Below are 14,373 nucleotides of genomic sequence, written 5' to 3'. Positions count from 1 at the left end.
CCGATGACGCTGATCCGCATTTCGTTCGCCTGCCTGCTCTCCCTCGCCTCCCTGATCGCGCCGGCGGCCTCCGCCGCGATCACCCAGGACGACCTGCTGCCGGTGGACGAGGCCTTCGTGCTGACGGCCGCCGCGCCGACCCGCGACCGCATCGAGATCCGCTGGCAGATCACCGACGGCTACTATCTTTACCGGCACCGCACCGGTGTGGAGGCCGATCCGGGCTTCGCCGCGCAGCCGCTGCAGCTGCCCAAGGGCAAGGCCTACCGCGACGAGTTCTTCGGCGACGTCGAGACTTACCGCGGCGAACTGGTGGCCACCCTCCCTGGCCGGCCGACGGCGGGCGCCGACAGCGTCACGCTGAAGATCAAGTATCAGGGCTGCGCCGACGCCGGCATCTGCTACCCGCCGCAGACGCGCACGCTGAAGGTGACGTTGCCGGCGGGTGCAGGCGAGGGCTTTGTCCCGCTGGGCGCCAATGCGATCACCGGCGGCCTGCTGGGGCAGAAGCCGCAGGCCGGCACGGACGCGCTGCCGCTGCCGGCGGAACAGGCGTTCGCGTTCGAGGCGATCGCCTTCAACGGCAACGAGCTACTGCTGCGCTTCACCCCGGCACGCGGCTACTACGTGTATCGCGACCGCACCTCGATGGCGCTGGAAGGCGCGCCGGGTGTTGCCTTGCAGGCGCCGCGCTGGCCGAAGGGCGTCGCCCACCGCGACGAGCACTTCGGTGACGTCATCGTCTACTTCGACCAGGCCGAGGTGCCGGTGCCGCTCAAGCGCGATCGCGCCGGGGCGATGTCCGCGACGCTGCGGGTCACCTTCCAGGGGTGCCAGAGAGATGGCATCTGCTATCCGCCCATGACGCGACGGGTGGCGCTGTCGATCCCGGCCGGCACGGTCACGCCGGCCGGCACGCCCGACGTCCCCGCGCCCTCGGCTGTCGCGCCGCTACCGACGGCAACGACGGCGACGACCACGCCGGCAGGTGTGGACGCCGGCACCGGCGATGCAGCCCCGGCCACTACGCCCGCCGCAGGCGATGTCGAACGCACGCGCCCGCCGGAAGACGTGCTGGCGCGCAATCCGCAAGGCGGCGCCACCTCGCTGCTCGCCGCACTGGCGCTCGCGCTGCTCGGCGGCCTGATCCTCAACCTGATGCCCTGCGTACTGCCGATCCTGTCGCTGAAGGCGCTGTCGCTGGCCGAGAGCGGGCGCGACGGCGGCGACGCGCGACGGCGCGCGCTCTGGTACACGGCGGGCGTGCTGGTCAGCTTCGTCGCCGTCGGCGCGCTGGCCATCGCACTGCGCGCTGCCGGCCAGGCGCTGGGCTGGGGCTTCCAGCTGCAGCAGCCCTGGGTGGTGGGGCTGCTGGCCTATGTGGTGTTCGCCGTCGGCCTGAGCCTGTCGGGCGTGTTCGCGATCGGCCATCGGCTCGCCGGCGCCGGCCATGGACTTGCGTCGCGTCGCGGCCCGGTCGGCGATTTCTTCACCGGCGTGCTGGCGGTGGTGGTGGCCAGTCCGTGCACGGCGCCCTTCATGGGCGTGGCGCTCGCGTACGCCTTCACCGCGCCCACGCCGCTGGCGCTGCTGGTGTTCGCGGTACTCGGCCTGGGCCTGGCGCTGCCGTTCCTGCTGATCGGGTTCGTGCCGGCGCTGGCGAGCCGCCTGCCGCGTCCCGGCGCGTGGATGGACACGCTGAAGCAGGTGCTGGCCTTCCCGATGTACCTGACCGCCGTGTGGCTGCTGTGGGTGCTGGGCAAGCAGCGCGGCATCGACGCGGTGGGCTTGGCGCTGGTCGGCCTGGTGCTGCTGGCGCTGGGGCTGTGGTGGTTCCAGCGCGCGCGCTGGCGCGCGGGCGTCCTGCAGCGCGCCCTCGCGTTGGCACTGGCCGCTGCCGCCCTGGTGCCGCTGGCGATGGTGCACCGCCTGCCGGTGGCGGCGACGGCTGCACCGGCGGCGGACGGCCACCTGGCCTGGTCGGCGGAACGGCTGGCGGCATTGCGCAACGAAGGCCGCATCGTCTTCGTCGACATGACGGCCGACTGGTGCGTGACCTGCAAGGCCAACGAGAAGGCCGTGCTGGACACCGATGCATTCCGTGCCCTGCTCGCCGAGCACGACGCGGTGATGCTGACCGGCGACTGGACCAACGTGGATCCCGCCATTACCGCCTTCCTCGAAGAACACAAAGCCGTCGGCGTGCCGCTGTACGTGATGTATCCGCGCGGCGGTGGGGAAGGCGAGGTGCTGCCGACCGTGCTGACGCACGAGACGGTCCGGCAGGCCTTCGACCGGGCGGCGCGATGAAGGTCACCACGCCGCGCATCCTGGCGGTCGCCGTCGTGGCCGGCGGCCTCGGCCTGCTGGCCAGCCTGTGGCTGGACGGCAATCCGTTATGGCGGACCGGACCCGGCGAACGCGCACTGCACGCCGCCGTCAACGCGACCGCCCCCGCGCCGCCGGCGGGCGTCACGCCGGCCGGCATCGGCGATCCCATGCCGTCCATCGCATTGCCGGACCTGGAGGGCAACATCGTCGATCTCGCCGCCAACTACCGCGGCAAGCGCCTGCTGATCAACGTCTGGGCCAGCTGGTGCGGGCCGTGCATCGAGGAGATGCCGGAACTGGATCGCTTCGCCACCTCGCAGGGTGCGGACGGCGTCCAGGTGGTGGGACTGGCGCTGGACACCCACGAGGGCGTGACCGATTTCCTCGGCCGGGTGCCGGTGAGCTACCCGATCGTGCTGGACACCCCGGGTCCGACCGACGCCAGCGTCTGGCTGGGCAACGCCAAGGGCGTGCTGCCCTACACCGTGCTGGTGGGCGCCGACGGCCGGATCGAGCGGCAGAAGATCGGGCCGTTCCGGCATGGCGAGATCAGCGGATGGGTCGAATAGGCCCAGCTGTCGAAGTCGCGCAACCTGCGGCGATCTCGCGCACCACGGTGGCATCCATCGATCCAGCCTTCCGCCGCGCCCCTCCGCGCTGCCCGAGCTGTCACCACAGCGCCAGAAATCAAACAATCGCTTAAAACAGGGCAAACTTCGGCGAACTGGACAGCATCGCCGGGTTCGCGCAGACTGCCGCCCTTCCGCTGGAGAGCCGAATGGCGAAGCTGCTGGTCCTGCATGGTCCCAACCTCAATCTGCTCGGCACCCGCGAGCCGGAGGTCTATGGCCACGCGACGCTGGCGGACATCGACCTGGCGCTGGGCGCGCAGGCGCAGGCCGCCGGCCACGCGCTGGAAAGCTTCCAGTCCAATGCCGAACATGCGCTGGTCGACCGCATCCAGGGCGCCCGCAGCGATGGCACCGCCTTCATCCTGATCAACCCGGCCGCCTTCACCCACACCTCGGTCGCGATCCGCGACGCGCTGGCGGCGGTGGCCCTGCCCTTCATCGAAATCCACCTGTCCAACCCGCACACCCGCGAACCCTTCCGCCACACCAGCTACTTCAGCGACAAGGCGGTGGGCGTGGTCTGCGGGTTCGGCGCCGACAGTTACCGCTACGCGCTGGACGCCGCCCTGCAGCGGCTGACGGCCTGACTTCCTCTTTGTTCCCTGCGGGAACAGCGTCCAACCACGAGGCTCCCATGGATCTCCGCAAAATCAAGAAACTCATCGACCTGCTGGAAGAGTCGAACCTGGCCGAAATCGAGATCAAGGAAGGCGAAGAGTCCGTGCGCCTGGCGCGCACGCCCAAGGGCGGTTACGCCGCACCCGCCGCCCCGGCTCCCGTGGCCTACGCCGAACCGCGCCCGGCGGCACCGATGCCGATGAGCTCGCCGACCGAAGCCTCCACCGGCGGCACCGCCAAGCCAGGCAACGCCCTGCCCGACGGCCACGTGGTGCGCGCCCCGATGGTCGGCACGTTCTACGCCTCGCCGTCGCCGGACAAACCCGCGTTCGTCGCGGTCGGCCAGTCGGTGAAGGCCGGCGAGACGCTGGCGATCATCGAAGCCATGAAGATGTTCAACCCCATCGAGGCCGACGTGTCCGGCACCGTACTGTCGATCCTGGCCGAGAGCGGCCAGCCGATCGAGTTCGATCAGCCGTTGTTCGTTATCGGCTGACGCCGACAACGACGGGATTCGTCATTCGTGATTCGTGATTCGACAAAGCAGCGGCCCCATGAGCGCCTGGATGTCTGGCGCAACGCGACGACGCTTGTCGAATCGACTTACCGTCTCACGGCTTCGTTTCCCGAATCGGAACGGCTCGGCCTTGCCATGCAATTGCGCCGCGCCTCGGTCAGCGTCCCGTCGAACATCGCGGAGGGGGCTGCGCGCCGCTCGACAGCCGAGTATCTGCGCTTCCTTTCGATGGCGCGGGGCTCTCTGGCCGAGATGAGCACCCAGGTCGAGATAGCGCGACGCCTTGCGTATGTAGACGCAAGCGACGCGATAGATGACCTGATCGACCGCACGTTCGCCCGCCTGAATGCACTGATCCGTTCGCTCGACTCCTCGCCGCGCAGCGTCCGCGAGACGCCCGCCCTTTACGAATCCCCAATCCCGAATCCCGAATCCCATGCTCGATAAAGTCGTCATCGCCAACCGGGGTGAGATCGCGCTGCGCATCCTGCGCGCCTGCCACACCCTCGGCATCCGCACGGTCGCGGTGCATTCCACCGTCGACCGCAACCTCAAGCACGTGGCCATGGCCGACGAGTCGGTCTGCATCGGTCCCGCCGCCTCGAAGGACAGCTACCTCAACATCCCGGCGATCATCGCCGCGGCGGAAGTGACCGACGCGCAGGCCATCCATCCTGGCTACGGCTTCCTGTCGGAGAACGCCGACTTCGCCGAGCGCGTCGAGCAGTCCGGCTTCATCTTCATCGGTCCCAAGGCCGACACCATCCGCATGATGGGCGACAAGGTGGAAGCGATCCGCGCCATGCAGGCCGCCGGCGTGCCGTGCGTGCCCGGCAGCGGCGGCCCGCTGGGCGACGACATCGTGGCGAACACCAAGATCGCCCGCGAGATCGGCTATCCCGTCATCATCAAGGCCGCGGGCGGCGGCGGCGGCCGCGGCATGCGCGTGGTGCATGTCGAGGGCGCGCTGAAGGCGGCCATCGAGACCACGAAGTCGGAAGCCAAGGCGGCCTTCGGCAACGGCGAGGTCTACATGGAGAAGTTCTTGGAGAATCCGCGCCACGTGGAGATCCAGGTGCTGGCCGACGGCCAGGGCCACGCGATCCATCTTGGCGAGCGCGACTGTTCGATGCAGCGCCGCCATCAGAAGGTGGTCGAGGAAGCGCCGGCGCCGGGCATCACCGAGGAACTGCGCAACGAGATCGGCAAGGTCTGCGTGGAGGCCTGCCTGCGCATCGGCTACCGCGGCGCGGGTACGTTCGAATTCCTGTTCGAGGACGGCCGCTTCTACTTCATCGAGATGAACACCCGCATCCAGGTGGAGCATCCGGTGACCGAACGCATCACCGGCATCGACCTGGTCTGCGAACAGTTGCGCATCGCGGCGGGCCATCCGCTGTCCATCAAGCAGAGCGACATCGTGCTGCGCGGCCACGCCATCGAATGCCGCATCAATGCGGAAGACCCGGACACGTTCATGCCGCACCCCGGCCTGATCCAGCATTTCCATCCGCCGGGCGGCCCGGGCGTGCGCGTGGACACGCACATCTACGAAGGCTACCGCGTGCCGCCGAACTACGATTCGATGATCGCCAAGCTCATCGTGCACGGCCCGGACCGCGATACCGCGATCGCGCGCATGCGCGTGGCGCTCAGCGAGATGGTCATCGACGGCATCAAGACGAATATCCCCCTGCAGCAGCGCATCATGCGCGACCAGGGTTTCCAGGCCGGTGGCCAGAACATCCACTACCTGGAAAAGCGCCTGGCCGAACGCAAGAACAAGGCGATCTCGCTGGTCTGATACGCGCGAATCCGCCGTAAAACGCGAAGGGCCGGGATGTCACCATCCCGGCCCTTCGCGTCTGTCGGATGTCGCAGCGCGCGTCGCGCTACCGCTCAGGTCCCTGCTGCGTGCCCGGCACCGGCGTCGCGCCCAGCGGCGAGGAAGGATCGGTGATCCGCACCACCTCGGACGAACCGTCGGCCCATACCACCCTGATGGTGCTGCCCGGCGACAGCGTCGAGAACGGCGTACCGCTGCGCGCGCGGTAGAGCGCCGCGACCTGCGCCGCGCCCAGGCGGCGTGCGTCGTCGGGCGCATGGATGGTCATGTGACCGACACGCGAGAGATCCCTGAAACCGGGGTCGCGTGTTTCGATCACGATCGTGGCGGCCGCAGCGGCGTACGCCACCACCACCAGGCCCCAGACCAGGAGATTGATACCCGGCCGCGTGCGCTTGTATTTCATCCGTCCACTCCCGTGGGGGCCAGCAAGGTGCCCACCATCTCGTCCACATTGTCCGCACCCTGCCGCGGGACACCGGCGTCCCGCGCGAAGGTGGTGAAATCCTGCGAAGCGTCCTGCGAGCAGATGCCGCCGTTGACGCAGTAACTGGTCATCATCGAGCCGTCCGGGCTGCAGTCCATGCCCAACCGGCACGACGCGATGCGCCAGGCGATCTCGCTGAGCTCACTGCCGGACACGTCGCCCAGCGTGTCGCGCTGGCCACTGCCGGTGGTGCCCATCGCCGGCGCGATGGCGAGATAGGCGAAAGGATCGCCCGACTCCAGCACGCGCCGCACTAGGTCGCGAAGGTAGTCCTCGTCGCGCTGCAACGGCTGGTCCATCGCCAACAGCGCGGCTTCCGCCGCCAGGCTGCCGGCACGCGCGGCCTGCCTGCGCTGGGTGATGAGGGTCGGCAACGAGAACCCGTCCTGCGGCACGAAGCGGCCGCAGCGCTGCTGCACGCGCTGGCGGGCGGCGACCATCGCGCTGCCGCCGGACAATCCCAGGCCGGCGATGACGCGGGTGTCCTGCGCATAGCCGACCGGATCAGCCGCGTAGCCGGCGCAGTGGTCCTGCACCAGGCTCAGCAGCCACATGGCATCGGCATCGCCCGCGGCCGCGAGCGCCACCAGCTGGCGCGAATAGGCGAACAGGTCGGTGCTGTCCTCGAATCCGCGCCGCAACGGCGACAACGCGGGCACCGCACGCGTCGACATCGCACGCATCACCGGGGGTGCGGAAGACGGGGCGAAAGATGCGCCGGCAGGTGCGGTGCCGGCATCGCTCGCCGCCGGCACCGCATGCGGCAGCCAACCCGCCTGGCGCAGCGGCATCCACGCCAGCGCCCCCAGCAGGCCCACCAGCATCATCGGCATCAGCAGCTTCCGGGGCACGCGGCCATTATCCCGGCGCATTCCCGGGCTTTCAATGCGATGCGCGCGCGTTCACGCCGCCGCCCGCCCCTTTCGTCGCCTCTCCGCCGGGACGCGCGTGAGACAATCGCGGCCCGTCCCCTCCACCACGCCCGCCCATGCCTTATCTGGAACTCTCCCTGCGCTGCACCGAGGCCGAGCAGCCGCGCTACGAGAACGCGCTGGACGACGTGGGCGCGCTGTCGGTCACCCTGCTGGATGCCGATGCCGATACCGGCAACGAACGCGCCATCCTGGAGCCGGGCGTCGGCGAAACCCCGCTGTGGAAGGCGCTGGTGCTGACCGCGCTGTTCGATGCGGACGCCGATGCGCTGACGCTGCTGGCGGCGCTGGAGGCCTTCGATCCCGGCCTGGACTGGACGCAGGTCGGCTTCCGCAAGGTCGAGGACGAAGACTGGGAGCGCGCCTGGCTGGACCAGTTCCAGCCGATGCGCTTCGGCGCACGCACCTTCATCGTGCCGTGGAATCACGCGGTGCCCGACGACGCAGGCGACGACGCCGCCATCGTGCGCCTCGATCCCGGCCTGGCGTTCGGCTCCGGCACGCACCCCACCACCGCGCTGTGCCTGCGCTGGCTCGATGCCCTGGCCGGCGACGGCCTGCTGCAGGGTCAGCGCGTGCTGGATTTCGGCTGCGGCTCCGGCATCCTCGCGCTGGCCGCGCTGAAACTTGGCGCGGCCCAGGCGGTCGGCGTCGACAACGATCCGCAGGCGCTGCTGGCGAGCGCGGACAATGCGCTGCGCAACGACGTCGATGCGCACTTCAGCGTCTACCTGCCGGACGACGAACCGGTGACCACGTATCCGGTCGTCGTGGCGAACATCCTCGCGTCCGCGCTGGATGCACTGGCCGAGGTACTCGCCGCGCGCGTGGCGCCTGGCGGCCGCATCGCACTGTCGGGAATCCTCGCCGGACAGGAAGACGAGCTGCTGGTGCGCTACGCACCGTGGTTCGATCGACTGTCCGCCGCGCAGGACGGCGACTGGATGCGCATCGATGGTGTGCGCCGCTGACGCTTCCGGTCACAACACGCGTGCGAACGAGCGTGGTTGAATAGCGCCATGTTCACCGCCTGTCCGCACTGCCAGTTCCTGGTCGCCCGCGACCCGCACACCGGCGCGACACCCGCCGCGTGTCCGCGCTGCGGCAAACCGCTGCTGGCCGCAAGCGAAGCGGCATCGCCGGCGCCCAGCCTGGCCACGCTGCTGCATGCGGCACCGGGCGACCCCACCGTGCAGGCACCGGATGTGGAGCACGCCACGGAGGCAGACGCCGTCGACCACGCGACCGCTGAGGTCCCGTCCGCCGCGCGCGGAGCGCCCGCGTCCGCGCCCCCTGTGGATGCCCCTTCGCCACCGGCGGATGCGGCATCCGATGCCGTGCCGCACGACGATGCATCCCAACGGCGCGACGCCCCCGCTCCCGACGCCCTTCCGCCGTCCGCCACCACACCGCCCCCCGCGCCCGAAGCCCGCATCACGGCGCCGGTCGCCACACGCAAGACGGCGACCCCGCGCTTCCTGCACCGCACGCGCACCACGCCGGTGCATGCGCGGCGTACGCACGCGCTGTGGGCGATCGTGGTCGCACTGTCGCTGCTGCTCTGCCTGCAGGTCGTGATCGCGGATCGCGAACGGCTGGCGATGCAGGCCGGATGGCGGCCCGTGGTGATCGCGCTGTGCGGCGTGTTCCGTTGCGAGGTCCCGACCTGGCGCGAACCCACCGCCTTCACCATGCTCAGCCGCGACGTCCGCCCCCTGCCCGATGCACCGGGCACGCTGCAGGCGCAGGCCACGTTCCGCAACGAAGCGCGCTGGGCACAGGGGTGGCCGGAGATCGTGCTGACGCTGAAGGATGCCGACGGCCGCACGCTCGGCGCACGCGCACTGCAACCGGGCGACTACCTGCCGGAAGGCGAGACGACCACCACCATCGGACCGGGCCAGAGCGCACAGATGGCCGTGCGGATACGCGAACCGAGCGCCAGCGTCGTCGCGTTTTCCTTCGACTTCCGTTAAGTCCCCGGTTCATCGAAAAAGCGGATGCGCGCCGCGCGATCAGGCGCTAGACTCGTCCCCCCGCCGAATACCCACAAGCACAGGGCGGGCATCTGCATCCGTAGCGCCCAGGGGATCCGATTGAACGCTGCCGCCACCCGTCAGGACACGCCACGCGCCGCGTCGCGGCCGCCGCTGCGCGAACACGTCGCACAGTCGGTGCGACGTTATCTGCGCGACCTCGACGGCTGCGATGCGGACGATGTCTACGAGATCGTGCTGCGCGAGATGGAAATCCCGCTGTTCGTGGAAGTGCTGAACCACTGCGAAGGCAACCAGAGCCGCGCCGCCGCCATGCTGGGCATCCATCGCGCCACGCTGCGCAAGAAGCTCAAGGACTACGGGCTGGCCTGAGCCGTCCCGGACGCCGTGGTGCAGCGCGTTATAATCCGCGCCCCGCTCCGCTCCGCCGTCCTCCATGACCCTCGATCTCCAGCCCGTGCGTCGGGCGCTGCTGTCCGTTTCCGACAAGACCGGCCTGCTCGACCTGGCCCGCGCACTGGCCGCCCGCGATGTCGAACTGCTGTCCACCGGCGGCACCGCGAAGACATTGCGTGACGCCGGCCTGACCGTTCGCGATATCGCCGAGGTCACCGGCTTCCCGGAAATGATGGACGGTCGCGTCAAGACGCTGCACCCGAAGGTGCATGGCGGCCTGCTGGGACGTGCCGGCACCGACGACGCGGTGATGGCCGAGCAGGGCATCGGCGCCATCGACCTGCTGGTGCTGAACCTGTATCCGTTCGAGTCCGTCACCGCCAAGGCCGACTGCACGCTGGCCGATGCGGTGGAGAACATCGATATCGGCGGCCCGGCCATGCTGCGCTCGGCGGCCAAGAACTTCGCCCGCGTCGCGGTCGCGACCGATCCCTCGCAGTACGGCAGCCTGGTGGCCGAACTCGAAGCGAACGACGGCGCGCTGTCGGCGAAGACGCGCTTCGCGCTGTCGGTCGCCGCGTTCAACCGCGTGGCGCAATACGACGCGGCGATCAGCAACTACCTCTCCGCCGTCACCGACACCTCGTCGGACGTGCCCGTGCGCAGCGCGTTCTCCGCGCAGGCCAACGGCAGCTTCGTCAAGGTCATGGACCTGCGCTACGGCGAGAACCCGCACCAGCAGGCCGCGTTCTACCGCGACCTGCATCCGGCGCCCGGCTCGCTGGCAACGTTCGAGCAGCTGCAGGGCAAGGAACTGAGCTACAACAACATCGCCGACAGCGACGCGGCGTGGGAATGCGTCCGCCAGTTCGACGCGCCGGCCTGCGTCATCGTCAAGCATGCCAATCCCTGCGGCGTGGCCGTCGGCGTGGCCTGCGGCGATGCCTACGAACTGGCCTACGCCACCGATCCCACCAGCGCGTTCGGCGGCATCATCGCCTTCAACCGCACGCTGGATGCGGCGACGGCGAAGGTCATCCTGGACCGCCAGTTCGTCGAGGTGCTGATCGCACCGGATTACGAACAAGCCGCGCTCGACTATGCGACGAAGAAGGCCAACGTGCGCGTGCTGCGCATTCCGATGGCGCCGGTGTCGCCGGGCTTCATCGACACCAAGCGCGTCGGCTCCGGACTGCTGATGCAGACGGCCGACGACCGCGTGGTGACGCGCGACGGACTCAGGGTGGTGACGAAACTCGCGCCGACCGACGCACAGTTCACTGACCTGCTGTTCGCCTGGAAGGTGGCCAAGTTCGTGAAATCCAACGCCATCGTCTATGCGAAGGACCACCGCACCATCGGCGTGGGCGCCGGCCAGATGAGCCGCGTGTACTCGGCGCGCATCGCCGGCATCAAGGCCGCCGACGCGAACCTGGTGGTCGAAGGCTCGGTGATGGCCAGCGACGCCTTCTTCCCGTTCCGCGACGGCATCGATGCCGCGGCGGCCGCCGGCATCAAGGCGGTGATCCAGCCGGGCGGCTCGATGCGCGACAGCGAAGTGATCGCGGCCGCGGACGAGCATGGCATCGCGATGGTGTTCACCGGGGTGCGCCACTTCCGCCACTGAGGGCCACGGTCCTCGTCGTTGCCTGCACCTCCCCGGAGCAAGACCGCATGATGAACGCCCTCCGCACCGCCTCCTCCCTGCTCGTCGCGACGGCCGTCGTGCTGACGTTCGCCGGCTGCACGGATACGGACGCCCGCCTGAAGCAGGCGCAGGCGAAGATCGCGGCCACGCTGCCCGCGCCGTATTACGAGGATCTGGTCACCGAAGCGGTGGACGTCGAGGACAACCGCCTGGTCATGCGCATCCGCAGCCCGGCCGGCGATGCCGCCAGGACCCGCGAGGCTGCCGGTTTCGACCTGCTGAAGCAGAGCGAGCAGCGCGCGATGTACGAGCTGTGCGCGCTGCCGGAGATCGCACCACTGCTGGACACCGATGCCATCCTGGTGCGGCGCTTCGTCGACCCGAAGGACGCGCCGTTCTTCGACGTCGAGCTGCCGGCGCGCGCCTGCTCGACCCCGCCGGCCGACGCGCCGGCACAGCCATGAGGAAAGCCCCTTGAAAGTCCTGGTCATCGGTGCCGGCGGGCGCGAACACGCGCTGTCGTGGAAACTGGCGCAATCGCCGCGCGTGGACGAAGTGATCGTGGCGCCCGGCAACGCCGGCACCGCCACGGAAGCCAAATGCCGCAACGTCGCCATCAAGGTCACCGATATCGAGGGCCTGCTGGCGCTGGCGCAATCCGAAGGCGTCGGGCTGACCGTGGTCGGCCCCGAGGTGCCGCTGGTGGCCGGCGTGGTGGACCGTTTCCGCCTGGCCGACCTGCGCATCTTCGGCCCGACCGCTGCTGCCGCACAGCTGGAAGGCAGCAAGGCGTTCGCGAAGGATTTCCTCGCGCGCCATGGCATCCCGACGGCGTTCTATGCGGTGCATACCGAGGTCGATGCCGCGCTGGCCTACGTGCGCGACAAGGGCGCACCGATCGTCATCAAGGCCGATGGTCTGGCGGCCGGCAAGGGCGTGATCGTGGCGATGACGCTGCAGGAAGCGGAGGATGCCGTACGCGACATGCTGTCGGGCAACGCCTTCGGCGATGCCGGTGCGCGGGTCGTGATCGAGGAATTCCTGGAAGGCGAGGAGGCCAGCTTCATCTCCATGGTCGACGGCACGACCGCGCTGCCGATGGCGACCAGCCAGGACCACAAGCGCGTCGGCGACGGCGATACGGGTCCGAACACCGGCGGCATGGGCGCATATTCGCCCGCGCCGGTGGTCACGCCTGAGGTGCACGCACGCGTGATGCGCGAGGTGGTGAATCCCACCGTGCAGGGCATGATCGCCGACGGCGTGCCGTTCACCGGCTTCCTCTACGCCGGGCTGATGATCGACGCCGAGGGCGCACCGAAGGTCATCGAATTCAACGTGCGCTTCGGCGATCCGGAAACGCAGCCGGTGATGTTGCGCCTGCAGTCCGACCTGGTGGATCTGGTCGAAGCCGCCATCGACGGCCGCCTCGATGCCATCGAGGCGCAGTGGGACCCGCGCCCCTCGATAGGGGTGGTGATGGCGGCGGCGCCGTATCCGGACACGCCGGTGACCGGCGACGTGATCGCCGGGCTGGATGACGTCCCCGCGACGGCCAAGGTCTTCCATGCCGGCACGGCGCTCGACGCCGATGGTCGCGTCATCAGTGCCGGCGGCCGCGTGCTGTGCGTGGCGGCGCTGGGCGAGTCGGTGTCCGACGCGCAGCGCAACGCCTATGCCGGCGTGGACAAGGTGCGCTGGACGAACGAGTTCCACCGCACCGACATCGGCTGGCGCGCCATCGCGCGCGAGCGCGCGAACGACTGATCGGCTACGTCGCCTGCACGAAGTTCGCCGCGTGCTCGCGCGGCGCACTGCGCAGGTACTGCGGCGCGATGGCGATGCGTTCGCCCAGCGCCACGGCGGCATGCCAGGGCCAGCGCGGGTCGTAGAGGATCCCGCGCGCGATGGCGATGGCGTCGGCCTGCGCCTGTTGCAGGATGGCGTCCGCCTGCTGCGGTTCGGTGATCAGGCCCACCGCGATCACCGGCATCGCCACCTCGCGCTTGATGGCCTCGGCGAATGGCACCTGGTAGCCCGGTCCCAGCGTGATCTTCTGTGCCGGATGCAGACCGCCGCTGGACACGTGGATGAAATGGCAGCCGCGCGCGTCCAGCGCCTTCGCCAACACGAGGCTCTGCGCCAGGTCCCAACCACCCTCGACCCAGTCGGTCGCGGAAATCCGGACGCCGACCGCCATCGACACGGGCACCACCGCCTTGATCGCATCGAATACCTGCAGCACCAGCCGCATGCGGTTCTCCAGCGGACCGCCGTAGGCATCGTCCCGATGGTTGCTCAACGGTGACAGGAACTGGTGCAGCAGATAACCGTGCGCGGCATGGATCTCGATCAGGTCCAGGCCCAGGCGCACCGCACGGCGCGCGCTGTCGGCGAAGGCGGCGACGACGGCGTCGACGCCGGCCTGGTCGAGCGCCTGCGGTGGATGCTGGCCGTCGCTGTAGGCGAGCGGCGATGCCGACACCGTCTGCCACCCGTGCGGCGCATCGGGCGCGATCTGCGCGCCATGCTGCTCCCACGGTCGCTGCGTGGAGGCCTTGCGACCCGCATGCGCGAGCTGTACGCCGATCGGCATCGTCGAATGGCGGCGCGTCGCGGCCAGCGCCCGGGCGAAGGCGGCTTCGGTCGTGTCGTCCCACAGGCCGAGGTCGGCCCAGCTGATCCGACCCTCCGGCACCACGGCCGTCGCTTCGATGATGGCCAGGCCCGCGCCCGATTGGGCGAGGTTCGGCCAATGGAAGGCGTGCCAGTCGGTGGCGCGGCCTTCTTCGGAGGAGTACTGGCACATCGGTGCGATGACGATGCGGTTGGACAGCGACAACGGCCCCAGCGCGAGGGGCGAGAACAGGCGACTCATGGGGAGGCAAGACCGGACAACGTGGGGAGCGCCACTATCCGCCTGCCTCCACGCCCCATCAATGCCATCGGCAGAACACAGTCGGGCACGC

15 protein-coding genes are annotated in these 14,373 nt (G+C 69.5%); 12 read left to right on the top strand and 3 right to left on the bottom strand.

The annotated features are described in order from the left end of the window. Nucleotides 1-3: 3 nt before the first annotated feature. From VGN58_RS01905 to accC, 6 genes are all read left to right on the top strand, one after another. Nucleotides 4-2,310 (top strand): protein-disulfide reductase DsbD, encoded by a 2,307-nt coding sequence (locus tag VGN58_RS01905; protein WP_327481069.1) that lies wholly within the window; start codon nt 4-6, stop codon nt 2,308-2,310. Further along, the gene (locus tag VGN58_RS01900) at nt 2,307-2,900 is read left to right on the top strand and encodes a TlpA disulfide reductase family protein (RefSeq protein WP_327481067.1); all 594 of its coding nucleotides are present in this window, start codon (nt 2,307-2,309) and stop codon (nt 2,898-2,900) included. Before VGN58_RS01905 ends, VGN58_RS01900 begins: the two co-directional genes overlap by 4 nt. Nucleotides 2,901-3,109: 209 nt before the next feature. After that, nucleotides 3,110-3,550: a type II 3-dehydroquinate dehydratase gene (aroQ, locus tag VGN58_RS01895; protein WP_327481065.1), complete on the top strand. Its 441-nt coding sequence runs from the start codon at nt 3,110-3,112 to the stop codon at nt 3,548-3,550. 47 nt (nt 3,551-3,597) lie between these two features. Then, nucleotides 3,598-4,077 (top strand): acetyl-CoA carboxylase biotin carboxyl carrier protein, encoded by a 480-nt coding sequence (gene accB / locus VGN58_RS01890; protein WP_327481063.1) that lies wholly within the window; start codon nt 3,598-3,600, stop codon nt 4,075-4,077. A gap of 27 nt (nt 4,078-4,104) precedes the next feature. Beyond that, nucleotides 4,105-4,545, top strand: a complete 441-nt coding sequence (locus tag VGN58_RS01885; protein WP_327481061.1) for a four helix bundle protein — start codon at nt 4,105-4,107, stop codon at nt 4,543-4,545. Next, nucleotides 4,535-5,902 (top strand): acetyl-CoA carboxylase biotin carboxylase subunit, encoded by a 1,368-nt coding sequence (gene accC / locus VGN58_RS01880; protein ID WP_327481059.1) that lies wholly within the window; start codon nt 4,535-4,537, stop codon nt 5,900-5,902. Before VGN58_RS01885 ends, accC begins: the two co-directional genes overlap by 11 nt. A gap of 88 nt (nt 5,903-5,990) precedes the next feature. Here the strand turns inward: accC and VGN58_RS01875 are convergent, their stop codons facing one another. Then, complete coding sequence (locus VGN58_RS01875) at nt 5,991-6,350, bottom strand: hypothetical protein (protein ID WP_327481057.1); 360 nt, start codon at nt 6,348-6,350, stop codon at nt 5,991-5,993. Then, a complete protein-coding gene (locus tag VGN58_RS01870) occupies nt 6,347-7,264 on the bottom strand; it encodes a hypothetical protein (protein WP_414710741.1) in 918 nt (305 codons plus the stop codon). The genes VGN58_RS01875 and VGN58_RS01870 overlap by 4 nt, the downstream gene beginning before the upstream one ends. A 155-nt stretch (nt 7,265-7,419) precedes the next feature. Between VGN58_RS01870 and prmA the strand changes: the two genes are divergently transcribed. From prmA to purD, 6 genes are all read left to right on the top strand, one after another. Further along, nucleotides 7,420-8,334: a 50S ribosomal protein L11 methyltransferase gene (gene prmA, locus VGN58_RS01865; RefSeq protein WP_327481053.1), complete on the top strand. Its 915-nt coding sequence runs from the start codon at nt 7,420-7,422 to the stop codon at nt 8,332-8,334. Between the two features lie 48 nt (nt 8,335-8,382). Further along, complete coding sequence (locus tag VGN58_RS01860) at nt 8,383-9,339, top strand: DUF3426 domain-containing protein (protein WP_327481051.1); 957 nt, start codon at nt 8,383-8,385, stop codon at nt 9,337-9,339. A gap of 120 nt (nt 9,340-9,459) precedes the next feature. After that, nucleotides 9,460-9,732, top strand: a complete 273-nt coding sequence (gene fis / locus VGN58_RS01855) for a DNA-binding transcriptional regulator Fis (protein ID WP_327481049.1) — start codon at nt 9,460-9,462, stop codon at nt 9,730-9,732. A 64-nt stretch (nt 9,733-9,796) separates the two neighbouring features. Next, nucleotides 9,797-11,383, top strand: coding sequence for a bifunctional phosphoribosylaminoimidazolecarboxamide formyltransferase/IMP cyclohydrolase (purH, locus tag VGN58_RS01850; protein WP_327481047.1), 1,587 nt, complete (start codon nt 9,797-9,799; stop codon nt 11,381-11,383). 47 nt (nt 11,384-11,430) lie between these two features. Continuing rightward, the gene (locus tag VGN58_RS01845) at nt 11,431-11,868 is read left to right on the top strand and encodes a hypothetical protein (RefSeq protein WP_327481045.1); all 438 of its coding nucleotides are present in this window, start codon (nt 11,431-11,433) and stop codon (nt 11,866-11,868) included. Nucleotides 11,869-11,878: 10 nt separating this feature from the next. Next, on the top strand, nt 11,879-13,171 hold the full coding sequence (purD, locus tag VGN58_RS01840) for a phosphoribosylamine--glycine ligase (protein WP_327481043.1): 1,293 nt from the start codon (nt 11,879-11,881) through the stop codon (nt 13,169-13,171). A gap of 4 nt (nt 13,172-13,175) precedes the next feature. Here the strand turns inward: purD and VGN58_RS01835 are convergent, their stop codons facing one another. Further along, a complete protein-coding gene (locus VGN58_RS01835) occupies nt 13,176-14,282 on the bottom strand; it encodes an NADH:flavin oxidoreductase/NADH oxidase (protein WP_327481041.1) in 1,107 nt (368 codons plus the stop codon). Nucleotides 14,283-14,373: the final 91 nt, after the last annotated feature.

The organism is Pseudoxanthomonas sp. (assembly GCF_035999195.1).
Taxonomy (GTDB): Bacteria; Pseudomonadota; Gammaproteobacteria; order Xanthomonadales; family Xanthomonadaceae; genus Pseudoxanthomonas_A.
Note: the sequence above shows the minus strand (reverse complement) of the source record. Positions and strands in the feature narration are given on the sequence as shown.